This window comes from Nostoc sp., from assembly GCF_036917375.1.
GTDB lineage: Bacteria > Cyanobacteriota > Cyanobacteriia > Cyanobacteriales > Nostocaceae > Nostoc.
Map to the genome: position 1 here is coordinate 1 of NZ_JBALDN010000095.1, position 24,650 is coordinate 24,650.

Below are 24,650 nucleotides of genomic sequence, written 5' to 3' on the forward strand. Positions count from 1 at the left end.
TAAAAAGCCAAAACATAGAGGTACTGGACAACGAGTTGAAGCTCCTAAATTTCATATCACTAATCAGTCTTTCAGCCTTAACTGAACCGTATTGACTTCTGAACTGTTGCTTTCTGGCGTGGTTGCATTCCGAGTTCTTGACACAACTCTTCTAGAGTTGGCCCTTGTTTATGGATCAATACAGTTCAGTTAAGCTTTTTTCTCTCCCCCTGCCTCCCCTGCCTCCCCTGCTCCCCCTGCCTGCCTTAACAGATAAATTTGCTTAACTGAACCGTATTGGTTTATGGATGCTGAACCATTGCTGAAGTGTATCCAGAATTTTTTGTCGGTGTTTGGTGATTTTCATTGTTCACCCTCCTGTTTAGCAGAAGTGTGACACCCACCAAACTGGCATGTCAATCACCTGTTTCTATGTTTCCACTAAGTTTCCAAAGTTTCCATCTTACCAATATTGAATAGAAATGTACCTCAAGACCCAACTAAGTAGAAATCCCCATTAAAGATGAGTCGGAATTCTGTTTTTTGTAGCTTAGGTTTTGTTCTTCCACCCAACTTTCAATTTGGATTTTCGACCTTTATTAATGACGGTGCGTACTAAAAGATAAAATTGCCCAGTCTCTTTTGCGATTAATTCAGTACCTATTCACGTTGCTCTGGGTATGACAGATGGCTATTAGGTCAGTTATGCATTGTTCAGCAAAAATAGCTAGTTTTTGTTGCAAAAGCTAAAGATTATGTGCCATTCAAGAGTTATGTAAAAAACAAAAATAACCTGCAATAGAGAGGTTAGCAAAATCATGCGTACAAATACTGAATTATGGAGTTAGATCCCTCATAAGTTCAGTGAAACGACGATGGCTTATTCTTCCCTGACTAAGCAAAATAATAACAGCTTAGAAGAAAATATACGCAACTCCATTATCTCAGGAATAGGAGTTACAACAAAGGAATGTATATGGCAACAAGTGAGTCCTCTCTACGAACTGATGGTATAGAATTATTACACTTGTACCACCAGAATCCTTCTATTAAACTTCGTAATAAACTTGTACAGTTACATACCGGCTTAGTACGGAAGATGGCTCATAAATTCAGCCATCAATGTAATGAACCTTATGAAGATTTAGAACAAATTGGGTATTTTGGTTTGATTAGGGCTATTGAGCGTTTCGATCCCAGCCAAGGATATGCTTTTAGTTCCTTTGCTGTGCCATATATTCGCGGTGAGATGCTGCACTTTTTGCGCGATCGCAGTACTCTATTAAAAATTCCTCGTCGTTGGCAAGAATTGTACAACGAAGGACAAAAGATTCGCAAGGACTTATCAATCTCTTTAGGTCGCCCGCCCAAGGATGCTGAAATTGCCAGCCAACTGCGGGTATCTGTACAAGAATGGCAAGAAACCAAGTTAGCCGCTCAAAATCGGATGCCTTTAAGTTTAGATGCAACCGCAGTTAACTATGTTGATTGTCAAATAACCTTGGGTGAGGCACTTCCTTGTCCTCGTTCTCATGTGCTTTTGCAACAAGAAGAAGAACGCCAACAACTCCAAGGCGCAATCAATATGTTGGAAGAAAAGCCCCGTATGGCAGTTGAAATGGTATTTTTGAAGGAACTTTCTCGCAAGGATGCGGCTAAAAATATTGGCACTAGTCCAATGACAGTAACGCGCTATCTGCAAAAGGGAATCCAAGATTTGATTTGTTATTTGCAACCACAGGTAATGCCTACTGGCTCGTAGTCATTAGTCAATAGTCAGTACAAAAGCAACTGACAAATGACAAATGACTAATAACTAATTATCTAGATTTTAAATCAGCGATCGCACCTTTGGTCATAGCAGCAATAGCTTGATCTGTCGCTTTCGGCAAATGATAATATTTACCACCTGCTGTTTGCGATAATTCTTTAGCAAACCCAGTAGACACAAATTTACTTTCTGTATCAATTACTAATAGTTGCATTCCTAAAGCCCGGATTCTCGCAGCAATTTCTAATAATTCTCCTTTAATATCTGGCTTTTCTCCTGGTTCTAGCTGTTCGCCCAAAGAACGCGCTAAAGGAATATTACCTCGCCCATCGGTGATTGCTACAAGGACAACTTGCCCAATATCTCCACTCATCTGAGCATTTAAGCCGACGCGCACAGCTTGAGTTAAACCATGTGCTAAAGGCGAACCCCCGCCACAGGGCAACCTTTCCAAACGGTTACGCGCCAAAGCAATCGAACGTGTTGGAGGCAATAATACCTCGGCCTGTTCTCCTCGGAAGGGAATTAATGCTATTTGGTCGCGGTTTTGATAAGCTTCAGTCAACAGTTGCATTACCGCACCTTTAGCCGATTGCATTCGGTTCAGGGCCATTGAGCCAGAAGCATCTACCACAAATACTACTAACGCCCCGGCTTTGCGTACCAGGCGTTTCGAGCGAATATCAGGCTGTTCGACAATAACTTTTCTATCTGGTTGTCTTTCTCTTCGTACTTTTTGATAAGGAGCCGCAGCTCTCAAGGTGGCATCTACTGCAATGCGTCGCGCTTTTCCTTTGGGCAACATTGGTTTAATGTAGCGTCCCCTGTCATCGGAAAAGATCACACTGCGACTACCAGATTTACCTTGCCGCTTCGCTGTTTGAGTAAAGTAAAGCACGCTGTCATCAAGAATTACCCCTTCTGGATCAAAGATAAACTCTTCTGGGATGCTGGGCGGTTCTTGCTCTTGATTTTCTTCCTGTTCTTCCTGTTCTTCTTGTTCCTCTTCTGATTCGTCCTGGGGTTCTTCTTGATTTTGTTGCGGCGGCGGTGGAGGCGGAGGTGGTGCTTGATCTGGTGGCGGTGTCTGCACAACTGTAGCGCGTGGTACAATTACCAGTTCAACTGCACGGCGCAAATCTTCGGCATTAACTGTTGTTCGTCCTTCTAAAGCTGCGGCGGCCTTGGCAACTCGCGTGGCGAATAACTCGGCGCGATGTCCCTGAACTCCGCCGCGAATTGCCTCATCTACTAAGTAGGCAATTTGTTCGTGGGTGATGATTACTTCTTTCAACCATTCCCGCGCCAAGATAATTTGGGTTTTGAGTGAGTCCAAGTCTTCGTTGTACTGTTGGAGGAAGTCTTGGGGAGATTTAGAATAAGCGATCGCAACTTCAACTGCTTCTACTCTTTGATCTAAGCCGAGTACACCGTCAGCAGAGAGTGCGATCGCAATTCTATCTAGCAAATGCTCCCGTAATCCGCCTTCTTCTGGATTGTAGGTGGCAATAAATAGGGATTTGCACGGATGCTGAAAACTAATCCCTTCCCGTTCGATCTGGTTGCGTCCCTCAGATAATACTGTTAAAAGCTGATTTGATATTTGGTCATCTAATAAATTAATTTCGTCTACGTACAGTACACCCCGGTTTGCTGTAGCGAGTAATCCAGGCTGAAAAATAGTATCACCTTGCTTTACCGACTTTTCCACATCCACTGAACCGAGAAGTCGGTCTTCTGTAATACCTAGAGGAATTTGTAAAAAAGGTGCGGGGATGATTTCTACGGGAACATCTTGAGTATCTTTGTCTGCGTACTCCGCCAAAAGTTGATCGTCCCATTCTTCTGGGTGGTTGGGGTCGCAATTACTGATTGAACCTTTGACAACTTCTATTGGCGGTAGTAGAGCGTGGATAGCACGAGCCATTACAGATTTTGCTGTACCGCGACGACCTGCGATCGCCACTCCTCCCAAACCAGGATCGACTGCGGCTAACAGCAAGGCTAATTTAATTGCTTCTTGACCGACTACAGCTGTCAAGGGAAAAGCAGTGATGGTGGGATTGATAGTAGGCGCAGGCATTGTTTGCTTTCATAGCGAGTCTCGGCCTTTAGCATACCAATTTCTGACACATTTAGAATATAAGTGCGATCGCCCCAAGTGGGCGGTGATCGCGATCGCATTTACTTTGGGAGGAAGATTTATGAGTATTGCTCAGGCTAAACGCTTCACACTAACTCAATACCACAGGCTTGGAGAATTGGGCTTTTTCCATGAAGATGACCACATTGAATTAATCAATGGAGAAATTATTGAAATGGCATCCAAAGGTACAGCTCATGAAACTTGTTTGCGAAACTTGTTGCGAGAACTTCCGAAAATTGTAGGTGATAGGGCAACTTTGCAATCTCAAGCTCCGATTGCTTTACCACCTAATAGCGAACCTGAACCGGATTTTGCTATTCTTCAAAATCGAGATGATAATTATCTTTCTGCTCATCCTCAAGCTACTGATGTGTTATTGGTGATAGACGTTTCAGATTCTTCTCTGGATTATGACCAACTTGTGAAAATACCTCTTTATGCTAAAGCAGGTATTACTGATTATTGGATATTCAATTTATTCGATAATTATTTGGAAGCTTACAGTGAAGTATATCAGAATAGTCAAGGTAAATTTGGTTATTTAAATAAACGAATTATTTTATCGAATCAAGTAATAAATTTTCCTTGCTTCCCGGATTTATTGCTTGATTTAGTGAAGGTGTTTCCGCCCAAACTGAATTTTTCAGCTTTGCTATAGCAATGAGATAAGATCCAGTCATAAAACCAAGGAGTAAGTTTTATGGCTTATAGTGATTTTAAACTTATTGAAGTTATTGATTCTTTTGGGTTAATTATCCACGAGTTATCTGGACTATTTGCAAATGTACAGGAGCAAGACTGTAGTGAGTTGTTATCTACCATTCTTAAGGAAAATGTTGATTTAGCAGTAGCAATAAGTTCGAAAAAAGCTCGAAGCGAAATGATCGTAAGTCCAATTTTATTAGAAATTAGACGCAAATTTAATTATGAAATAAGCTTTTTTTCGGGAGTTGATTTTACTGTTGATAGCCAGCGAGGACTAAATGGATTTTGTGATTTTATTTTGAGTCTTTCTTCGGAGCAGTTGCTTGTACGCAGTCCGGTGATTGTCCTAGTAGAAAGTAAAAATGAGAATTTGAGGTCTGGTTTAGCCCAATGTATTGCCGAAATGGTAGCGGCTCAGTTATTTAACGAGAGAGGTGGAAATCAAATCAAAGCTATATATGGTGCTGTTACTATCGGTACTATCTGGCAATTTCTCAAGCTTGAAGGTAATGTAGTTTCGATTGATTTGAGTGAATATTATATTAAGGATATTAAAAAAATTTTAGGTATTTTGTATGGTGCGATCGCGCAAAATAAGCTGTAAATTATTTATTAACTAGAATATTATTTAAATAAATTTTCGCTTTCAGCGAATGCCATAAATAATTCTAAAATTTGATTGATGTCAGGCGAGCGCTTTTAGGTTAAACTAGACATTTATTAAGTAAGCTTGCCTGACTATATGCAAACTCCAGATAACCAGGATAAACAAGTTCAATTATCAAATGCAGAGATTTTTAAAAGAGTTGAGAAAGTCATTTTAGAAACCTTATCGATACACTATAAAGATATAAGTTTAGATGATACTCTTTTTTTAGGGCAAGAATATGATCGTGTCAGTACAGTCTATGGCTCTGTTTTAGATTTTAGTCAATGTTTCTATCCTGAAAATTCGCTTGGAATGAAACCTCTAGATGGAGTGGAACTATCAATGGCTTTAGAAGAAGAATTTGACATTGAAATTCCTGATGAAGAATTCGATGGCAAAACATCTATGACTATTAAGGAGCTTGTTGACTTTATTGATTTAAAACTTGGCAATGCGTAGTCTTAAATCTTTCGCAGTTGCTCGTAATGCGAAAAAAGATATGTTGAACTGGGTTAGATAGGTTGGCTGCCTAAAACAGCTTTGAAAAATCTAGCAAGATTTATACTCAACTAGATTCTACTAAGACACCGCTATTTGAGTTTTATTCATGTCTTAAAAAAATAGCAATTATAAATTTTTCTAACAGTATATTTAATAACAAGACACAATATAAAAATGCACAAACTTCTAATATTCCATGATGAAAAACTTCTGCGTCGTGCGCTTACCCACCGTTCTTACGTCCATGAAAACCCAGGAGAAGGTGAACACAATGAACGCCTAGAATTTCTCGGTGATGCTTTGCTGAATTTTTTAAGTGGCGAATATCTCTATGGTCGTCATGCAGAAATGGGAGAAGATGAATTAACACGGCGGCGTTCGGCGTTGGTAGATGAGAAACAATTAGCAAAGTTCGCTGAAGAGGTGGGTTTAGACTTTAGAATGCGGTTAGGAAAAGGTGCAATTCGAGATGGAGGCTACCAAAATCCTAATTTGCTCAGTAGTACCTTTGAAGCAGTTCTTGGTGCTTACTATTTGGATAATGATTCTAATATTGAAACAGTTCGCGCAATTATAGAACCACTATTTGATTCTGTAGATCCTAAACATATAATTGTATCTCGTTCTAATGTAGACTCAAAAAATCGCTTTCAAGAATGGGTGCAACGAAATGTTACTCCAAATCCCCCCAAATATTTCACAGAACAAATCGGAGGCCCTTCTCACGCACCAGAATTCATTGCAAAAGTATTGGTAGATGAAAAAATTTACGGCGAAGGTAAGGGACGTAATAAAAAAGATGCAGAAAAAGCTGCTGCTGAAGATGCACTAGCTAAGTTGAAAAAACAAGGTTTGTTATAGTTTATGAGTTCATAAATTTTGATAATTTTAAAATTAGAAGCTTCCTAACACTGAAAAAACGCAAAAAAATGAGGGTGGAGTATACCATCCTCATTTTATTTTTTGTAACTTTACTCGTTTCCAGATAGTAGCCGGAAAAGAGTCAACTATTATAGTTGAGGTACGTACTGTTGCTTCTCAGGTACTTCAGTGTACTCAGCTACAATCTGGCGGAATTCTTCGCCATCAATGGTTTCTTTTTCAATGAGCAAATCTACTAAGCGATCGGTGACAGTGCGATGGTCACGGATGATCTTCTTAGCATTGTCGTAGCACTGCTCAACAATTTCTCTGACTTGTCCATCAATGCGGGAAGCGATGGATTCAGAATACTCAGATCGGGTTGTCCAGTCACGACCCAAGAATACTTCTCCCTGCTGGCTTTCTAACGACAGTGGGCCTAAGTCGGACATCCCGAAACGAGTCACCATTTGCCGGGCCATTCCCGATAACTGCTGCAAGTCTCCACCAGCGCCAGTTGTGACTTCCGCAGCTCCAAAAATAACCTCTTCAGCAGCGCGGCCACCCAAAGCACCAGTAATTCTAGCTTTGAGTTGAGAACGAGAAATTAATCCCTGTTCTTCATTGGGTGTAAACCAAGTTAAACCTTGTGCTTGTCCCCGTGGGATTAAGGTAACTTTCTGTACTGGGTCATGGTCTTTTAACAAAGTCCCCACTAAGGCGTGTCCAATTTCGTGGTATGCAATTAAGCGCTTGCTCTTGCTGTCTACCAAAGGAGTACCTTCCATCCCAGCAACTACGCGATCCACCGCATCATCTATTTCGCGGAGGGTGATGGCTTCTTTACGTCTTCTCGCAGTCAAAATTGCTGCTTCGTTGAGCAAGTTGGCTAAGTCAGCACCAGTGAATCCAGGAGTGCGGCGAGCGATCGCATCTAAAGATACGCTAGGGTCTAGTTTCTTATTCCGCGCATGGACTTGCAAGATTTCCAAACGCCCTTTGATATCGGGTGCATCAACTGTTACTTGGCGGTCAAACCGACCGGGACGCAACAAGGCTGAGTCTAATACATCGGGACGGTTGGTGGCAGCAATAATAATGATGCCTGTGTTACCTTCAAACCCGTCCATTTCGGTGAGCAATTGGTTAAGGGTTTGCTCTCTCTCATCGTTACCGCCACCGATACCAGCGCCCCGTTGCCGTCCTACAGCGTCGATTTCATCGATGAAGATAATACAGGGAGCGTTATCTTTAGCTTTCTTGAACAAATCGCGGACGCGGGATGCACCTACACCAACGAACATTTCCACAAATTCCGAACCGGAAATACTGAAGAAAGGTACGCCTGCTTCGCCTGCGATCGCTTTTGCTAATAAAGTTTTACCAGTTCCAGGAGGCCCAACTAACAGCACTCCCTTGGGAATCCGTGCGCCCACAGCTGTAAATCTTTCTGGCTGCTTCAGGAAGGTGACGACTTCTTGTAGTTCTTCTTTAGCTTCTTCGATTCCGGCTACGTCGTCAAATTTGACGCCGGTTTTTGCCTCCATTTGGAAACGCGCTTTAGATTTGCCAAAGTTCATTGCTTGACCTGGGCCGCCGGGGAGGTTGCTAGAACGCCGGAACAAAAAGAACAACCCAGTAATCAATAAAACTGGAAAGATGAGATTGCCCAACAATCCCCAAATGGCGCCATCATTCCGCATGGGGTGAGCATCAAAACTAATGGCTTTCTCTTTGAGCTTGCTAATTAACTCAGGAGCATTAACAGGCAAATCCACACGCCATCTTTGGACACGATTTTCCAGGTCTGGGTCGCGGGCTTCTATAATTGCCGTCCTACCGCCTTCGTAAAGATCCACACTGTTGACGCGATCGCTGTCCAAGTATTCTAGAAAGCGGCCGTAAGTCATGCGGGTATTGGCTGCATTCTTACTCATGTCAGCAGGAGCGCCTGCAAACGCCCCTTGCCAGAAGAAAAAGCCAATTACCAAAGCCGGCAACGTCCAGAGTGCTACGACTTTCCAAGAGAATTTCATTTTAATTTGCCTCTAGATGCCTATACAACTTGTTAGCTCTAGTAACCGAATGTTCATCACTCCGTCACTTTAAGCTGTTAAACGGATGTTTATAAATCCATTTTGTTTAATTTGATCTCTTACATGCACTGTCATAAGGCGATTAGAGCATTATGGCGATGCCAACAAGAATCTTAATCAAAGTTAACTTAATTTTAATACAATATCGCACGAGAAAAGGGAGCGCAACGGTATGCAAAGATAGAGAGAATTTCTCCAGAATGCTCCTCGTATCGTCCAAGCCGCTCTCAATAATGATTTTGGGGGAGTGAGGGAGATGAGGAAGAAAGGGAGAAGTTACAGTAAGTTTTTCTCCCCTGCCCCTCCGCACCTCTGCTTCTCGTGCCCAATCCCCTACTTAACTTCTGTAATTTTTAGAGTGTAAGGAAGATACTTGCCTTTTTCGTAGGAACCAACCCAAATTTGGTAACTTCCAGGTAGCCATTCACCAACAATGCCAGCATTTTTGCCATCAAAATCGTCATTGCACCAAGTACCACCAGGCCCTTTAATAATCATGGTGGTGTCTTCAGGACTTTGCACTTGCAGCTTCAGGTAGTCAAATTTACTTGTTAACGCTAATGTGTGGTCTGGTGTTTCATCCACAAATCCGGTACAAGGGCCGGTGGCTGTTTCGCTTCTCCCACCTACTTGACTCCCAGATATTGACCCACCACTCATCCCGCGAACTGTCAGGGGGTCTGGTGAAAACTGAGGGCTAAGGGTGACATCTCCAAATATCGTTGGCGCTTCCTGAGCATCAACCGCAGCATTAACTGTTGATGTGATGAAGAGCATAACTATCATGAACGATAATCTCATCCCTCTATTGAGCGCTTTTGTCGGCATTGTAATTACGTTCGCTTCTAAGTGTTTTTGAAGACATGAATTTTACACACCAAGTTCCCAACATGAGGATAATTGACTAATTATTTTAGATGTGAAATTGGGATAATTCATTAGTAATTAGTCAATGATTTCTTGTTCCTATAGTTGCTCTACCTTATGGATAGGGGCACACATTTGTGCGCCCCTAAAATCTGAAATATTTCTAAAATCTGGAAGTAATCGCTACTTAGCTTCCGTTATAGCCCGACTCAAGCGCGGTTTATCCAAACCAATCTGATTTAGTAGTAACCAAGATTGGATTAAGTCTGGGCCATGAACATCTCCAGTTAAAGCTGCTCGGAGCGATCGCATCACTAAGCCTTTTTTGACTTTTTGCTCTTTCACAACTTGTTTTATAATGTCTTGGGCGGCGGCTTCCGAGAGTTGCGGCTGATTGTCTAAAGCTGTGACAATCGCTTCAAGAACAGCAGTAGAACCTTCTTGCTTCAGTTGTGTACTGCCTTCATCACTAAATTCAACTGTGTCGCTAAAAAACAGTTGGCTTTGAGGTACTGCATCTACCAAGCGAGTCAAACTCTGGCTAATCAAAGTTACTAGCTGTTCTAACCAGGGGCGTTCTCTTCCACCATCAAATTTATAGCCAGCCGCTTCCCAAAAGGGGATGAGTAAATCTGTGAGTTTATCTACTGGCGTGTTGTGGATATACTGACTGTTCAACCAATCCAGCTTATCCCAGTCAAACTTTGCACCTGCTTTATTGACGCGCTCAAAGCCAAATTCTTTAGCTGCTGTTTCTAAAGTAAATATTTCTTGCGTCGAGTCTGGTGGCGACCAACCCAGCAATGTCATGTAATTTACCAAGCCTTCAGCAGTAAAGCCCATTTTCTGGAAGTCAGAAATGGAAGTGACACCATCTCGCTTAGAAAGCTTGCGCCCTTCCATATTCAAAATTAGTGGCGTATGGGAAAACTCTGGAATTTTTGCACCCATCGCTTCATACAACAGAATTTGTTTGGCAGTGTTGGCGATGTGGTCTTCTCCGCGGATGACGTGGGTGATTTGCATATCGATGTCATCCACTACAACTACGAAATTGTATAAAGGTTGACCGCTACCCTCTTCTGAAGCGCGGGCGATGACCATATCACCACCTAAATCGCTACCTCGCCAAGACATCTTGCCCCTTACTAGGTCATTCCAGACAATTTCCCGCCCATCTTCGATTTTGAAGCGAATTACAAAAGAACGACCTTCTGCTTCAAAGGCGGCGCGTTGTTCTGGAGTGAGGTTGCGGTGACGGTTGTCATAGCGAGGTGCTTCGCCTCTAGCTTTTTGAGCTTCTCGGAGCGCCTCTAGTTCTTCGGAAGTAGTGTAGCAGCGATAGGCTAATCCTTGAGCTAGCAGTTTTTCTACTGCTTCTTTATAAAGATCCAGGCGTTGGGATTGGAAAAATGGCCCTTCATCCCAGTTCAGTCCTAGCCAGCGCAGTCCTTCAAGAATATTGTCGGTGTATTCGGGACGCGATCGCTCTAAATCTGTATCTTCTATTCGCAGGATAAATTTCCCGCCGTGGTGACGGGCAAATAGCCAGTTAAATACAGCCGTTCTAGCTGTACCAATATGTAAATTTCCGGTTGGACTCGGCGCAATACGGACTCTAACAGTCACAGTTAATTCTCTCTTTCGCAAAGCATGATAAATGTAGCTTATATTTAAATCTTGAATCCTGAGTCAACCTCTGTGGGTAATTCAAAATCTAATATCACCTAAGTTAAGTGATTTGCTACTGATAAATTTAGAACGGGACTGACGGGGCTCGAACCCGCAACTTCCGCCGTGACAGGGCGGTGCTCTAACCAATTGAACTACAGTCCCTTGTTTGGCAACTTTGCTATTATCACTATTTTTTCTCTACTTGTCAAGTGTTTCGGAGTCAGGAATTAGGAATGATTTTTGTTGCGTATGTCTAAGGTGCGAATTATACATTAGAAAGACCGTGATAACACAACCTGTGGCTCTGATTCCAAATGCTGCAATATTCGGGATTGCATTTGTTTATACTGCTGTTTCAATAGCTGTTTGCTCAATTGGGGTTGAGAAGTGGGTGGTAGCCTATGGCTTTGTTGCACCCAAGTTTTTAACATTTGCCGCTGAGTTGACTCAATGCGACTGCTGAGAACCTTGATGCAGGAATGTGGTGCTTCCAGAGTAAAGAAAATCAAAGGATGTTGTTCATTTTCAGCCAGGAAACTTACCATCCTCAAATTTTGGGGATTTTGCATATCTAAGTAGCACGGTAGCCACTTAGGAGCGAATTGCCGATTATAGAGTACAGTTACCCACAGCAACATTGGGTGAGGGGATGTCACAAAGACAAACTGGTTATAACGGGTACAAACCGCATAGTTTTTGATTTCTTGTTTAGACAACATCAACCATAGTGCTGTTATAGATCCTTGTGGAGTGTCTAGAAGCTGGGGAAAAACAATCTCTTGAATTGGTTTATTTTGAGGCCACAAAAGTTGCCGATAGCTTTGTTCTACAGTGATTGGTAATGTAGAATTTAAAGGACTAGTGAGGATGGAGTTAGAGGGAAAATTTGTAGGCGAAGTAGGACTATTAGACTGTTCTATACTGTTTAAAACTTGTAAAATTTCAGCGATATTTTGAGGGCGATCGCTTGCTTTTTTAGCCAGACAAGCCATAATTAAATTATTTAACTTCTGAGGTATTTTAAGAGTAGGTTTAACATCTGCGATCGTTTTTGGTGCTTCAAAATGATGTGCTTTATACCAAGCACCAAAATAATCAGTTTCTGTTTGCCAAGGTTTTTTGCCTGTAAGCATTTCAAACATCATCACACCCAGACTATAAATATCAGAGCGACTATCTAATTTTTCCCCATCTAGCTGTTCTGGAGAACAGTAGGGTAAAGTACCATTAAATCCGCTACTTGTACTAGCTGTTGATGCATAATTCAAAAATCTAGCAATACCAAAATCGAGAATTTTAACTAACTGGCCCAATATCGGATCGGGAATAACTAATATATTGGCAGGCTTGATATCTCGATGAACCAATGGACAAATTTTGCCATCAATATTAATCCCTTGATGAGCACACTGTAAGCCCAAACAAATTTGGCGAGCGAGAGTCAAAAACATGGGCAGAGGTAGCGGAATTAAATCTTTTAAACTCTTACCACATAGATATTCCATAACGTAGTATGGTTTTCCTTTCTCATTCACACCATAATCATACGCTCGCACTATATGTACGCTCTTTTGACTCAAGGCTGCACTCATTAAAGCTTCACGAGCAAAGTCTTGTTGCATCTTGGTATTAACAACAGTTTGAGTCAAAAACTTGATAGCAACTGGTATACCTCCTAACAAAACATCATTTGCTAAAAAAACTTCACCCATGCCACCGCTGCCAATTAATTGCTTGAGTTGATAACGATTGGCAAGCAAGCCCGTACTACTGGGAGATGTAAATGGGCTTTGATTCACTTTGTTCACCTCTGATGCTGAGTCCATTGAAAGTTGGCAATAAACACATAAAAATATTGTTAGTTAATGGTGGCAAGTATTTGGATTTTGCTAGCAGAATTTCAACGAGGTAATAGCATTTTAAAAAATATTTCCAAAAATTTATTCATCCAAGTTTTTAAAACTTCTGTCTCAGATTTTTGATGTGTGGCTAAGTTTCGTAATATATCTAATTTCAGCTTTTCGTATTCTGTTTTTAGAATATTTTTGGCTTGACTAGGCAAAATCAATTCATTTGACTGTTGACTCATATCTAACCAATCTAAAACTTGCTGACGCTGTTTAGCCGTGAGATTTAAAGTCGTTACATGAGAGCAATGAGTTGGCTCTTCTAAGGGGAAAAATAGTAAATGATAGTAGCCTACTTCTGCTAAACTACGTGCTATATTTTGACTCTTGTTATCTTTTAGATCCAGAAAATAAGGTAGCCACTTAGTCGTAGAAGCTTGGGCGTCATATAGTACTGTTACCCACATTAGCATCGGGTATACATTCATTTTACTAATAAATTCAGTACTATGTATTTTATCCAAAAATTTTGCAATCTCTTGTTTGGGCAACATTGCCCAAAAAGTTGGGATAGGTCTTTGAGAAGTCTGTACTAAATGGGGAAAACCAATTGGTGCAATTGGTTTATTTTTTGGCCAATTTTTCTGCAAGCACTCTTTTTCTGATAGTAAAGTTGCGGGTACTAATTGAACTGGAAGCGAAACTTTAATAATGTCAGTGCTATTGCTAGAAATAACATTATTAACTTGAACGCTAACTTGTTCTAAATCTTCTAATATTTGGTTGATATTTTGAGGGCGATCGCTTACTTCTTTAGCTAAACAACTCATCAATATTTTTTCTAATATTTCTGGTATTTTAACTTGCGGATTTACTTCTTCAACTGTAGGTGGCATTTGAAAGCGATGGGCTTGATACCAAGTACCAAAAGAGTTACTTTTTGTTTGAAATGGGTGTTTCCCTGTCAGCATCTCAAACATTAATACTCCCAGACTATAAATATCAGAGCGGACATCTAGCAGTTTACGCCCTTCCATGTGTTCTGGAGAACAGTAAGGCAAACTGCCAATAAAAGAATCTGTTAGGGTCATCCCACTTCGCTCTGTTAAAAACTTGGCAATACCAAAATCTAGTATTTTAACAATTTCACCTTTTTTACTATCTTCAGCAATAAATATATTTTCTGGTTTAATATCTCTGTGAACAATAGGATAAATCTCTCCTTTAAGGCTGATACCTTGGTGAGCGCATTGTAAGCCTAAACAAATTTGATTACAAATTTCTAAAAACTTCGATATTGTTAAAGGCTGAATTTTCAAAATTTGTTTGAGATTTTTTCCTTGGAGGTATTCCATTACATAAAATGGAGTTTTATCTTCAGTAACTCCATAACTTAAAATGCGAACAATATGTTTACTTTTACGACCCAATTGAGCGCCAATAAAAATCTCTCTGGCAAAACGTTGGGACATTTGTTGGTTTGACAAACTAAGTGATAAGATTTTGATTGCGATCGGCATACCGCCTTTAGCAGTATCTTCTGCTAAATAAACTCTACCCATCCCCCCTTTGCCAATCAAATCTCTGATTAAATAGCGATTGTTTAAAAAATGCCCGATGTAATCGTCTAATTCTGCCTTTTGCCCTACCATACTCTCAATTTTATTTTCTGGCATAAAAATCATTTATAAAAAATGTTATTGGCAAAATACTTTAATAAGTCTAGCTAACTATTAAGTTTAAATCTAAGAAATATCCAAATTTTGAGAAAATTAATTATATGCTTTAAATATGCTTAAGCCCTCTGCAAAAGCTACTAAACATTGTGTAACATATTTATTAAGGAGTACGGTTGAGAAATTACACGTAAACTATAAATAAGCTAGATAAACTTACCTAGTATATTCAGTGAATACACAGGATTAATCAGAAATAATTAAATAAAAGTCAAGTTGCGATGTTTATGACGGGTTACGCCTAAGCATCTTTATCTCTGTGCAATTAAAGCTGAAAATTTGGGAGTACCCGGTGTAATAATCTAATTAGCGGATTTTCAACTTTAAGTTTAAAAGCTAGTATCTGAGTGCGTTGTAGTGAGTTAAAATTATTATCGCTGATAAGAATTAATGATTGTTGACCATCCGGTAGTTTTGGACCAAGAGTTAAGCCTTCGATGTTGTCTAGTAGTACATCTAGTTTTCTCAAATCTAACAACAGTTTTTTCTTAACTGGTTTAATATTTTTGGAGTCAACTGCTAAAAGGCTATGAATATTATGAATATCATCGGCTTCTTCTAAAGAAACCTGAAACAGAGAAATAGCAAATCCTAAACCAGTAAAAGACCTTTCTAAACTTAGAAAGTGTCCTTGATTATCGAGAGCAATTAAATCGGGTAATCCACTAGCGAATTTGCCAATTAGATTCAAAAATGGTGCAACTGGTTCAGTTTGGTAAAGAAATTCCTTTTCGGGTTGCTTGTTAAGCAAGTTGTATTGTAAAATGCGGCAAGGACTACCGATGTTAGGTTTAGCTGCGACACCATCTTGAATTAGAGCGTTTTCGGTGGCTGTGAATAGATGCTTATTATCGGGTGTGATGGTAAGGCTTTCAAAAGCCAAATTGTTGCGAATTCCTTGTTGACTAGTTTTATCTGGCAAAAATTTGTTTGGTATAGGCAGTGTGACGATTTCTCTGCCAGAAGATAGGGAAAACTCTTTAATAAAAGGATTAATTAATTTTGCAGCATCGCCTTCAGAAGAAATAAACACAGTTTCTTTATTAGTTAAGGCAATACCTTCTATATCAGTTTCACCAGGGCGAAATATTTGACCATTTTCATTTAATAATGTAATAACGTTGACTGGAATAATTTCATCTTTTTGTAGTAAACCTTTGCTCAAATCGATTTTTAATGTGTAGAAACGGGCGGCAGCTTTTTGTCCCCGATCGTCGGAAATAGCGTAATAAAGGTTGTTTTTGGCATTATATGTAATTCCAGATAAACCTCCTACTTCAGTTTCTTTAAATATTAAACCTTTTTGTATGGTTGCTTCTCCAATAAAATCTATACTACTAATTTCAACACTATTTGAAAGAAAGTTTGCGAATACAAGGCTAATAATTATAATTGGAATCAACAAGTAAATAATTCGTGGAAATACGAAAATTTTGTTAATTACCTGCATAATTTTTTCTTAAATCAATATTTTTAGGAATGGACACTTATACATCCCTACAAATAATATCAATTAAATCAATAATTTAACAGATACAAACCGGAAAATCCCGACAAATCATGTTTTTAACTTTGTGACAAGTTTGAGCAGCTGTATCCTTTACTTAGACTTTTAAAAACGTATTTTTAATTTGAAAACCTTTAAAACATAATAAATTACTTAAGCTAATCGTAAATCATATTCATCTTGGAAAAAGTTGACAAGCCAATCTTTCACTTTGTGGGTGGCGCGGCAGTCATCTTCGTTGTAGCGTTGGATAATTTCTAGTAAGGTGCGATCGCCTGTTTCTAACCATTGATCGTACCAGTAAATACACTTAGCACCACTGGCTTCTTTATCGCGCCACTCGAATCCTATCCAACGAGCGATCGCTTTCAAGGCATAGCTTTCTACGGGCAATGCTACACTTTGGGTTAATTGTTCATACACATCCACAAATCGATTCAGTACAGGACGCACTAAGGAGTGTGGAGTACCGTAAAGTTTTGCCAACCGTTTGACTGTATCAAACTCGTAGACACAAAAATGATAAATAGGCGCTTCGGGATATTGCCAAACCAAATCCAAAAATTGCTGCCAAACTAATTCTTCGTCTTCTGGTTTATCTGCTAAAAAGGAATAAAATTGTTCTGTATTAGCTTGTCTATTAACAACCAAAACCCCTAAAAGATAATCTAAATCTAAGTCTGGTTGGGCTTCAATATCAAAATAAAGCTCTATGGGCGCTGTAAATGTAATATCTTCTGTTGGTAACGGATATGGTAAAACCAACGGTCGTTTTTCTAGTGCAGATTGAGCTTGTACTACCAATTTGGGCGCTACTTCGGTGTCAAAACCAAGTAGCTTTTCTAGGCTGCTGGGACTGGTATTAGCAAGAGATTCCAGTGTGGTAATGTCTAAGGCTTGGAGTTGAGTGTAGCGCAGTGGTGTTACACCTGGTAGCAGTGAGAGATGTTTTTCAGATTGAGCGATCGCATAACATTCACTATACCAATGGCAAAAATTGCACTTCTGTCGAGAAATAAATACCTCTGGCGGATTCGGTGACTCTAAAACTTGAATAAACTCCTCCAGAATCTGCTGCATCCTCGGTGTCCATTTGCCCAGATCCACTGCATAACTTGTATTTTTGGTTCGCAATATCAGCGAAGCTGTTTCAGGTGCAACTCCCTGCACTGTTGCCAACACTTGGGCATGAAATGCAGCGACAACCTGATATTCTTGCTTAGGGCGCTTACCCAGTTCAATACTAGCGGGGACGTAGATCCAATCTCCAAAATCAGATTGTCCCGGTTGTTTCACGAGTAAATCTGGACGACTTAGGAGGGTGTCTGCTTCAGAATAATTTGCTAACAATACTCCTTTATAGATGTACTCAACCCCACGCTGCATCAATTCTAAAGTTGCCTTCTCTGCCTTTTCCCAGTTTCCATAAGAATAATCTGGTTGGTGATAAGTCACGTTTGCTAAAGCACTCAACTGATGAGCGATTTTATCCTGTTGCAGTTTCCGTAGCAACTCATTGGGAGCATCGCGCTGACTTTTGTCACCGTGGATATCTAGAAAAGGTCGGCGTTTACAGCGTTGGTATTGCAGTAAGAGTTCAGCATTAATTAGCATCCTTTTAAGTTAACAAGAATTAGCACAATCTGGCAGTAACTCTGGCAATTAAAATCTGAAAGTGGCGATACCTTTTCTGCGTTCGCGCAGCGTGTTGTAGACAGATGCTACGCGTAGCTTGCTTCCCCGTAGGGTTACGGTGGGCTACACCAACGCATCCACGCTTAATTTGCCGTTTATTTTATACTGTCAACAGCTAGCTATTCCAAAAAATAAATTATCCCAAATTATTTGTACATTTATAAGGACGCACATCTGTGCGCCCTTACGTTCGCGGAGCGAGGATGTTTTTTCACTGGAAGTCCCTAAACAGCACAAGCATTTGTTTTTCTCTCAAATTACAGCTGAGAGAGAATAACAAAATCACTTTTGAATCTCAATAGCCTGCAAATAGCAGATATCCCTTGTGAATTATGACTAGTATTTCTGCATCATCAATCAAGCTGCATCGAGAGCAATTTCCGGCTTTAGGGAATAAGACTTATTTTAACTATGGGGGACAAGGGCCCATGCCCCAAAAGGCAATGGATGCGATCGCCCAAATTCAAGCTTATGTTCAAGAAATAGGGCCCTTTGGTAATGAAGCGTATAGCTGGATAGCGCCTCGGACTCAAGCTGCTAGAGTTGCGATCGCTTCGGAGTTAAATGCACCATCTGAAACAATTACTCTCACCCAAAATGTCACAATTGGCTGTAATATCGCCATGTGGGGCATTGAATGGCGTGCTGGCGACCATCTGCTACTCTCAGACTGCGAACATCCAGGCGTAATTGCCACAGCCCAGGAAATCTCGCGGAGATTCGCTGTGGAAGTTACTACCTGTCCTCTAAAAGCAACTTTAAATGAGGGCGATCCGGTAGAAGTTATTGTCCAGCATTTGCGCCCCAATACCCGTCTTGCGATCTTGAGTCATGTTTTCTGGAATACTGGTCAAGTTTTACCTCTTGATAAAATTGCCGAAGTATGCAGGAATAATCATTCTTTTTTACTGATAGATGCTGCTCAATCTGCTGGTTTATTGCCTTTAAACTTGACTGAATTGGGAGCAGATTTTTATGCTTTCACTGGTCATAAATGGTTATGTGGCCCTGCGGGTGCTGGTGGCTTGTATGTCCGCCCAGAAGCACGAGAAAGCCTAAAACCTACATTTATTGGCTTGAATGGCATTGTTGTAGATAGTCAATCTCAGCCTGTGGATTGGCTTCCAGATGGGCGGCGATACGAAGTGTCTACATTAGCTTATCCGTTGTATCTTGGGTTAAAGGAAGCGATCGCAATTCATCAGCAATGGGGAACGTCACAGGAACGTTATGAGCAAATTTGCCATAACAGCGAGTACCTCTGGCGACAATTGACAGCGTTACCCAACATTAAATGTTTGCGAACTTCCCCACCCGAAAGCGGTATAGTCTCCTTTCAACTTGAAAATAATCAACCTCAAGCTAATTTGAAGTTGGTAAAATTTTTGGACTCACAAAGGATATTAACTCGGACAATTGCCGATCCTAGCTGTATACGTGTTACCGTTCATTACTTTACTTTAGAATCGGAAATCGACTTATTGATTGAGGCGATTCAAAGTTTTTGCAAAATTAATTAAAACTTAGGAGTTGTAAGTTATAAATGTGAAAATTATAATTTTCACTCCTAACTATGCAGATTTTAGATTTTTCCGCCAATCTAAAATCTAAAATCCAAAATTGAATAACTCCTAACTTAAAAATGGAACGCCCAATTTTATATTTAGCGATAACTAACCACGGCTTTGGTCATGCTACCCGCACGGCTTCTGTAGCTGCAACAATTCAAAAGTTATGTCCAGAAGTTCTGCTAATTGTGGTGAGTACTGCCCCACGCTGGTTGCTAGAGTGCTATATAGAAGGCGATTTTATCTATCGTCCTCGTGCATTTGATTTGGGTGTGGTGCAAACAGATAGTTTGACAATGGATAAAGTAGCGACTTTAAAAAAGTTGCTCGATATTAAGAAGCATCAAAATTCGCTGATTGCCTCAGAAGTGAATTTTATCCGCCAAAATCGCGTTAATCTTATTTTGGCAGATATTCCCTTCCTGGCTCCTGGGTTTGCCAAAGCTGCAAATATTCCCTGCTGGATGATGAGTAACTTTGGCTGGGACTTTATCTACCGGGATTGGGGAGGCGAGTTTACCGCAGTTGCAGATTGGATTAGTGATTGGTATTCAAAGTGCGATCGCCTGTTTCGTCTCCCTTTCCACGAACCAATGCCAGCTTTTAATAATATCACTGATGTCGGCTTAACAGGCGGTTCCCCCCGTTACTCTGCTGATGATTTACGTTCTCTTTGGGGAATAACTGCACCAGTTGAAAAAACTATTTTGTTGACCTTTGGCGGGTTGGGTTTACAGCAAATTCCTTATGATAACCTACAGCGATTTCCAGATTGGCAATTTATCGTATTCGATCGATCTGCCCCTGATTTACCTAATTTAGTGAAAATAAATGACCACAAATACCGCCCTGTAGATTTTATGCCTATTTGTGGGCGAGTCGTCTCTAAACCTGGTTACAGTACTTTTTCGGAAGCTACAATACTAGGAGTACCAATTGTCACCATACCGCGTGAAGACTTTGCCGAAGCAACTTTTATAGTAGAAGGCATAACTAATTATAATCAGCATCAAATCATCACCCCATCTGAGTTTTTTCAAGGGACTTGGAATTTTCTCCATGAGTTACCTCAACCTCCAAGGCAATCCCAACCAATTTCTAAAGATGGTAATGAAGCGATCGCTCAAGCTGTGCTCAATTATTTACAGACAAAATAAAATTATTCAAAACAACATTAATGTAATCATGCGCTCTCCTACCATAGATAAATAAATCTACCTCTCAAGAATACAATTTACAGATGTTACCTGACTTCAGAAAGATTTGATTTATAATAACTATACCCAATCTAGCGATCAACACCGACAAAACAACAACTAAATTAAGCAGACTGAACTACTAACTAGCTTTTACTGTCATCAATAATTAGTGTTTTAAATGACTCACTACCAAAAGTTACTAAAAATTTCCACCACTGGCAAATCTTTTTACAACATCACCGCAAAAGTTGCAGCCGCAGTTGCAGAATCGGGGGTTGAAACTGGTCTTTGTACTTTATTTTTGCGCCATACTTCAGCCAGTTTAGTGATCCAAGAAAATGCCGATCCTGATGTTCTTGTGGATCTAGCTAATTTTATGGCAAAACTCGTCCCAGAATCAGGCAAATACATCCACGATGCAGAAGGCCCCGATGATATGCCAGCACATATCCGTACTGCACTCACCCACACTTCTGAACATATCCCAATTAATCGCGGTCACTTAGTACTGGGAACTTGGCAGGGAATTTATATTTGGGAACACCGCCAGCGCAGTCATTCCAGAGAATTGGTCGTTCACATTTCTGCATAGCCGATTCTCAAGTTTGCTCGAAGGTGTGGTTTTGTAGAGTTTAAATACTCTGGTTATACTGTCTACCTTTTGGATATAATCTCCTAAAGTCACGGTGATATGCATTAAATAAATATCGCCTTGATAACTTTATCATCACAATTATTGATAGAAAACTAACCAGATATGCACTCAATAATTCGTATATATTTGTAAATTAAAAAGTTAAGTTTATTTGTAAATATTAAATAATTTACTTATACCGATATACACTAATATCTAGTGTAAGCTGTCTGGGCTATTTCTATTACTATGAAGCAAGAACTAACACCAACTAATACTTTTCAACTTATTGATGAAATCCTTGCCCAGCAGTCTATTAAATTATTGTCACTTAGTCCTCAAAAAACATTAATTACCAGCTTTGCAGAATTGGGAAATTTGATTGCGGAAGAAAAGACCGACATTCAAATTATCACAACTATTCAAAAAACTCTTGAAAGCATAGTCCGTACTCAATTGAAAAACTTTCCAGAAAATATTTTCTGGGATTTTGATTTTCTGGTAAGCAGTATGCTTAGGCAGGCTTTAAATGCAGAAGAGGGTGCTATTGCGTTCTTAAATGTTTTTGGTGAAAAGATGGTTTGTCTGACAGAAATGTTCGGAAATAAAACGGAAATACGCTTCCGTTATGTTCATGATTTTATGTATGGATTTGAGTGGGCAAGATGGGTACAGAAAGAGCCAGATAAACGCGCACATATAGAGCCTTTTAGTCTGTTGTTTTTGGATTATTTGCTCGCCAAAGGTAAGGAACTTTCACAACGTATTAAGCATGGTCAGGTCATATCTTATAAACTTTGTGATACGGGCTACCGCAACCCTTTCACCTTTTCTCGTGAACCCGAAGATGAATACCGTCTGCTAACTTATCTTGCTGAAGAACAACTGATTCCAGTAGCAGTATGGAACTGGAATGCTAGCCCTGTATGGAACAAACCTTTCCAAGAAATGCGCCAGCAATTAGCATTAAAATTAAATATTCAACCACAGAAACGGTGAGTAGCAATTAAAAATTGCTGAAGAAAATAATTATGAAAATTGCTGATTTAATTACTTGGTTTGAAGCATGGGCAAATCCTGCTTGGTGTGAAAGTTGGGATAATTGTGGCTGGCAAATTGAACCAGGAGTTTTGCAGGAAAAAACACGGGTTTTGGTCTGTTTGACACCAACTTTGGCGGTAATGGAAGAAGCAATCGCAGAAAATGCTAATCTGATATTCGCCCATCACCCCTTGATTTTTAATCCTCTCAAATCTTTACGCACTGGTGAAGCGATCGCCGAAATGGTACGGTTAGCCTTTACCCATAAAATTGGTATTTACACTGCTCACACGAATTTTGACCAAGTGCAAGATGGGACTGCTGACGTTTTAGCTCAGATTTTAGAACTCAAAGAAGTTACCCCCATCGGAGTTACACAACCAGGATTAGGATATGGTCGTGTTGGTTTGCTAGAGCCATTTCTAACATTACAAGAATTACTCGTAACTATTCAAACCCGACTTGCTCCACCTAATTTGATTTTTTCTCCAAGTGCTGATTTACAGCAAACAATTTCACGAGTTGCCGTTTTAGGTGGTTCGGGGGCTAGTTACATTTCAGCCGTCGCCAAAACTGGTGCCCAAGTTTATCTAACTTCTGACTGTAAATTCCATCAGTTTCAAGAAAGTCGCGATCGCAATCTCATTTTAATCGATGCTGGACATTACGCTACCGAACGTCCAGCTTGCGATCGCTTGGCGCAAAAATTCCAGTCTTTAAATTTAGACTGGGTGCAATTAAGTCAAAAAGATGAAGATTTCCGCCAGTTTTTTGCTTGATTACTGATGTCTGATTGTATTTTGTCGATGCTTTTTGAAAAAATTGTTGTATTTTAATTCTGTTAAGATATTCAGCTTTTCAACATTGATGCTGAAAATTCCTTTGCTCTTTTATCTGTGTAATATTTAGAGTATCCAAAACTCATATTGTGATATAAATCACTGATTAAGCGTAATACTAATCACACAGTATTAATGTTTCATATCAATTAGCAAGAGAGGAAAATGTTCCACACTAGACCTAATAATTTGCTCACTCTGCCCTAATCAAGATGATTCGCACAATTATTGCATCTGCTTTCCAAACTGGATATCTTAGTGTTGAATCTGAGGGTTTACTCCAGCAGGTGCTAGCCACTAAATGCTATCAATCAGAAGATTTGCCAGAGCTTGCAGCCCTATACGATGCAGTTCGGGCAGGAAAAATTAAACGAGAAGCATCCTCGTCAAACGTGCTTATAGAATTTCCTTTACCACATAAATCCTCCTGAGACTTCTGGAGTAGAATTTTCTCATGGTCTTATTCCCTGTACTCTTCCCTGACGCTGGTTGCCTTTTTTCAGGTTTTTGCCTGAAAAACTCAAAACTATTTGGGTGTTGTTGTTGAAAAGCATCAAGGTCAGCAAGAGAATGAGTTAAGATCAGATACAAGTGGGTAAAAGTAAAGCCAAGTCCCCGGACTTCCCAGTAATGCCAATGATTAAAAGTAGGCAAGTTAAACAACCGCAATCAACGATTGTTTTGGAGTATTCTTTATTACATAATGGTAAGAATGACTCACCAGCAAATATGAACCTGGTTAGGACAGGTACCGAATTGTTTGACTTCTATAGAAGCAGACATTCCCTAAAATAAGCTGGAGGGAGATTGAGTTCATTGTTAGAGCAACCATTGATTTATGACCCAACATTATCCTGATATTTTGATAACTAGAAGCAAATTTTGGGATTGGGTTATGAGGCGTACTTGTTCTGAACAATGAAATTAACCTCTTAAAGGTGTAATCTAATGGGGTAGAACCCAGATTTTGACAGGTTTAACTACGTTGTTTAAAAAGGCAGAAACAGTACATGCTACACCGCAAGATTTATCAACTGTGTTGCGATGGGCGCGAGGTATGTGTTTTCTTGCGGGACCAGCAACGCTGGATTGAACGCGCCCGCATCATAGACATAGAGGGAGATTTAGTGACCCTACGCTATGAAACAGAGGAAGAGGACGAAGTTTGTTCTTGGGAAGAAATGGTTCGCCTCGAGAGCATTGGTGCTGTAACGCAAAAATTGGCTTCAGTACCGCGTGGTAATGTAGAACCTCTGATGACTGAAGATTGTCCCGAAGCAGAGCGCATCCACAACCGTTACACTGACTCGAATCCAGAATAATCAGTCAATAGTC

Annotated in this window: 20 protein-coding genes and 1 tRNA gene; 12 read left to right on the forward strand and 9 right to left on the reverse strand. The window is 40.2% G+C overall.

Features of this window, described 5'->3' with window-relative positions; translation table 11 throughout:
• Window positions 1–955 precede the first annotated feature (955 nt).
• Window positions 956–1,741: an RNA polymerase sigma factor SigF gene (locus V7K45_RS25650; protein WP_229498888.1), complete on the forward strand. Its 786-nt coding sequence runs from the start codon at window positions 956–958 to the stop codon at window positions 1,739–1,741.
• 58 nt (window positions 1,742–1,799) lie between these two features.
• Here V7K45_RS25650 and bchD read toward each other — a convergent pair whose 3' ends face one another.
• The gene (gene bchD, locus V7K45_RS25655; protein WP_335007756.1) at window positions 1,800–3,833 is read right to left on the reverse strand and encodes a magnesium chelatase ATPase subunit D; all 2,034 of its coding nucleotides are present in this window, start codon (window positions 3,831–3,833) and stop codon (window positions 1,800–1,802) included.
• A gap of 121 nt (window positions 3,834–3,954) precedes the next feature.
• Here bchD and V7K45_RS25660 point away from each other — a divergent pair, with 121 nt between their 5' ends.
• The 4 genes from V7K45_RS25660 to rnc all read left to right on the forward strand — a co-directional run bounded on the left by V7K45_RS25660 (window position 3,955) and on the right by rnc (window position 6,612).
• Window positions 3,955–4,554 (forward strand): Uma2 family endonuclease, encoded by a 600-nt coding sequence (locus tag V7K45_RS25660; protein ID WP_335007798.1) that lies wholly within the window; start codon window positions 3,955–3,957, stop codon window positions 4,552–4,554.
• Between the two features lie 42 nt (window positions 4,555–4,596).
• A complete protein-coding gene (locus V7K45_RS25665) occupies window positions 4,597–5,205 on the forward strand; it encodes a hypothetical protein (RefSeq protein WP_335007757.1) in 609 nt (202 codons plus the stop codon).
• A gap of 138 nt (window positions 5,206–5,343) precedes the next feature.
• Window positions 5,344–5,709, forward strand: a complete 366-nt coding sequence (locus V7K45_RS33090; protein ID WP_442942051.1) for a phosphopantetheine-binding protein — start codon at window positions 5,344–5,346, stop codon at window positions 5,707–5,709.
• Window positions 5,710–5,925: 216 nt separating this feature from the next.
• A complete protein-coding gene (gene rnc / locus V7K45_RS25675) occupies window positions 5,926–6,612 on the forward strand; it encodes a ribonuclease III (RefSeq protein ID WP_335007758.1) in 687 nt (228 codons plus the stop codon).
• 149 nt (window positions 6,613–6,761) lie between these two features.
• On the opposite strand, the gene ftsH2 is transcribed toward rnc, so the two are convergent.
• The 8 genes from ftsH2 to V7K45_RS25715 form a co-directional block, all read right to left on the reverse strand.
• Window positions 6,762–8,648, reverse strand: a complete 1,887-nt coding sequence (gene ftsH2 / locus V7K45_RS25680; RefSeq protein ID WP_335007759.1) for an ATP-dependent zinc metalloprotease FtsH2 — start codon at window positions 8,646–8,648, stop codon at window positions 6,762–6,764.
• Window positions 8,649–9,041: 393 nt separating this feature from the next.
• The gene (locus V7K45_RS25685) at window positions 9,042–9,536 is read right to left on the reverse strand and encodes a hypothetical protein (RefSeq protein ID WP_335007760.1); all 495 of its coding nucleotides are present in this window, start codon (window positions 9,534–9,536) and stop codon (window positions 9,042–9,044) included.
• 222 nt (window positions 9,537–9,758) lie between these two features.
• A complete protein-coding gene (gltX, locus tag V7K45_RS25690; protein ID WP_335007761.1) occupies window positions 9,759–11,204 on the reverse strand; it encodes a glutamate--tRNA ligase in 1,446 nt (481 codons plus the stop codon).
• 133 nt (window positions 11,205–11,337) lie between these two features.
• Window positions 11,338–11,411, reverse strand: a tRNA-Asp gene (locus tag V7K45_RS25695).
• Window positions 11,412–11,521: 110 nt separating this feature from the next.
• A complete protein-coding gene (locus tag V7K45_RS25700; protein ID WP_335007762.1) occupies window positions 11,522–13,048 on the reverse strand; it encodes a serine/threonine protein kinase in 1,527 nt (508 codons plus the stop codon).
• A gap of 101 nt (window positions 13,049–13,149) precedes the next feature.
• Window positions 13,150–14,772, reverse strand: a complete 1,623-nt coding sequence (locus V7K45_RS25705; protein WP_335007763.1) for a serine/threonine protein kinase — start codon at window positions 14,770–14,772, stop codon at window positions 13,150–13,152.
• Between the two features lie 325 nt (window positions 14,773–15,097).
• Window positions 15,098–16,282 (reverse strand): esterase-like activity of phytase family protein, encoded by a 1,185-nt coding sequence (locus V7K45_RS25710; protein ID WP_335007764.1) that lies wholly within the window; start codon window positions 16,280–16,282, stop codon window positions 15,098–15,100.
• Window positions 16,283–16,492: 210 nt separating this feature from the next.
• Window positions 16,493–17,953, reverse strand: a complete 1,461-nt coding sequence (locus tag V7K45_RS25715; protein WP_335007765.1) for a TM0106 family RecB-like putative nuclease — start codon at window positions 17,951–17,953, stop codon at window positions 16,493–16,495.
• 413 nt (window positions 17,954–18,366) lie between these two features.
• On the opposite strand from V7K45_RS25715, the gene V7K45_RS25720 reads away from it, so the two are divergent.
• The 7 genes from V7K45_RS25720 to V7K45_RS25750 all read left to right on the forward strand — a co-directional run bounded on the left by V7K45_RS25720 (window position 18,367) and on the right by V7K45_RS25750 (window position 24,637).
• Entirely contained in the window at window positions 18,367–19,554 is a 1,188-nt protein-coding gene (locus tag V7K45_RS25720) for an aminotransferase class V-fold PLP-dependent enzyme (protein WP_335007766.1), read from the forward strand.
• A gap of 122 nt (window positions 19,555–19,676) precedes the next feature.
• A complete protein-coding gene (locus V7K45_RS25725) occupies window positions 19,677–20,759 on the forward strand; it encodes a glycosyl transferase (RefSeq protein ID WP_335007767.1) in 1,083 nt (360 codons plus the stop codon).
• A gap of 220 nt (window positions 20,760–20,979) precedes the next feature.
• Window positions 20,980–21,393 carry a secondary thiamine-phosphate synthase enzyme YjbQ gene (locus V7K45_RS25730; protein WP_335007768.1) on the forward strand — a complete coding sequence of 138 codons (414 nt, stop codon included), beginning with the start codon at window positions 20,980–20,982 and terminating at the stop codon, window positions 21,391–21,393.
• 291 nt (window positions 21,394–21,684) lie between these two features.
• Window positions 21,685–22,434 carry a hypothetical protein gene (locus V7K45_RS25735; RefSeq protein WP_335007769.1) on the forward strand — a complete coding sequence of 250 codons (750 nt, stop codon included), beginning with the start codon at window positions 21,685–21,687 and terminating at the stop codon, window positions 22,432–22,434.
• A gap of 32 nt (window positions 22,435–22,466) precedes the next feature.
• Complete coding sequence (locus tag V7K45_RS25740) at window positions 22,467–23,255, forward strand: Nif3-like dinuclear metal center hexameric protein (RefSeq protein WP_335007770.1); 789 nt, start codon at window positions 22,467–22,469, stop codon at window positions 23,253–23,255.
• A gap of 272 nt (window positions 23,256–23,527) precedes the next feature.
• Window positions 23,528–23,746 (forward strand): hypothetical protein, encoded by a 219-nt coding sequence (locus V7K45_RS25745; RefSeq protein ID WP_194042969.1) that lies wholly within the window; start codon window positions 23,528–23,530, stop codon window positions 23,744–23,746.
• Between the two features lie 579 nt (window positions 23,747–24,325).
• The gene (locus V7K45_RS25750) at window positions 24,326–24,637 is read left to right on the forward strand and encodes a DUF6679 family protein (RefSeq protein ID WP_012408115.1); all 312 of its coding nucleotides are present in this window, start codon (window positions 24,326–24,328) and stop codon (window positions 24,635–24,637) included.
• The last annotated feature ends 13 nt before the right edge of the window (window positions 24,638–24,650 follow it).

Coding starts and splice junctions, on each gene's coding strand:
- V7K45_RS25650 (WP_229498888.1), top strand. CDS start 956: ATGGCAACAAGTGAGTCCTCTCTACGAACTGATGGTATAGAATTATTA.
- V7K45_RS25710 (WP_335007764.1), bottom strand. CDS start 16,282: ATGCAGGTAATTAACAAAATTTTCGTATTTCCACGAATTATTTACTTG.
- V7K45_RS25730 (WP_335007768.1), top strand. CDS start 20,980: ATGACTCACTACCAAAAGTTACTAAAAATTTCCACCACTGGCAAATCT.
- V7K45_RS25745 (WP_194042969.1), top strand. CDS start 23,528: ATGATTCGCACAATTATTGCATCTGCTTTCCAAACTGGATATCTTAGT.
- ftsH2 (WP_335007759.1), bottom strand. CDS start 8,648: ATGAAATTCTCTTGGAAAGTCGTAGCACTCTGGACGTTGCCGGCTTTG.
- V7K45_RS25715 (WP_335007765.1), bottom strand. CDS start 17,953: ATGCTAATTAATGCTGAACTCTTACTGCAATACCAACGCTGTAAACGC.
- V7K45_RS25740 (WP_335007770.1), top strand. CDS start 22,467: ATGAAAATTGCTGATTTAATTACTTGGTTTGAAGCATGGGCAAATCCT.
- V7K45_RS25665 (WP_335007757.1), top strand. CDS start 4,597: ATGGCTTATAGTGATTTTAAACTTATTGAAGTTATTGATTCTTTTGGG.
- rnc (WP_335007758.1), top strand. CDS start 5,926: ATGCACAAACTTCTAATATTCCATGATGAAAAACTTCTGCGTCGTGCG.
- V7K45_RS25660 (WP_335007798.1), top strand. CDS start 3,955: ATGAGTATTGCTCAGGCTAAACGCTTCACACTAACTCAATACCACAGG.
- V7K45_RS25720 (WP_335007766.1), top strand. CDS start 18,367: ATGACTAGTATTTCTGCATCATCAATCAAGCTGCATCGAGAGCAATTT.
- V7K45_RS25725 (WP_335007767.1), top strand. CDS start 19,677: ATGGAACGCCCAATTTTATATTTAGCGATAACTAACCACGGCTTTGGT.
- bchD (WP_335007756.1), bottom strand. CDS start 3,833: ATGCCTGCGCCTACTATCAATCCCACCATCACTGCTTTTCCCTTGACA.
- V7K45_RS25685 (WP_335007760.1), bottom strand. CDS start 9,536: ATGCCGACAAAAGCGCTCAATAGAGGGATGAGATTATCGTTCATGATA.
- V7K45_RS25705 (WP_335007763.1), bottom strand. CDS start 14,772: ATGCCAGAAAATAAAATTGAGAGTATGGTAGGGCAAAAGGCAGAATTA.
- V7K45_RS33090 (WP_442942051.1), top strand. CDS start 5,344: ATGCAAACTCCAGATAACCAGGATAAACAAGTTCAATTATCAAATGCA.
- V7K45_RS25750 (WP_012408115.1), top strand. CDS start 24,326: ATGCTACACCGCAAGATTTATCAACTGTGTTGCGATGGGCGCGAGGTA.
- V7K45_RS25735 (WP_335007769.1), top strand. CDS start 21,685: ATGAAGCAAGAACTAACACCAACTAATACTTTTCAACTTATTGATGAA.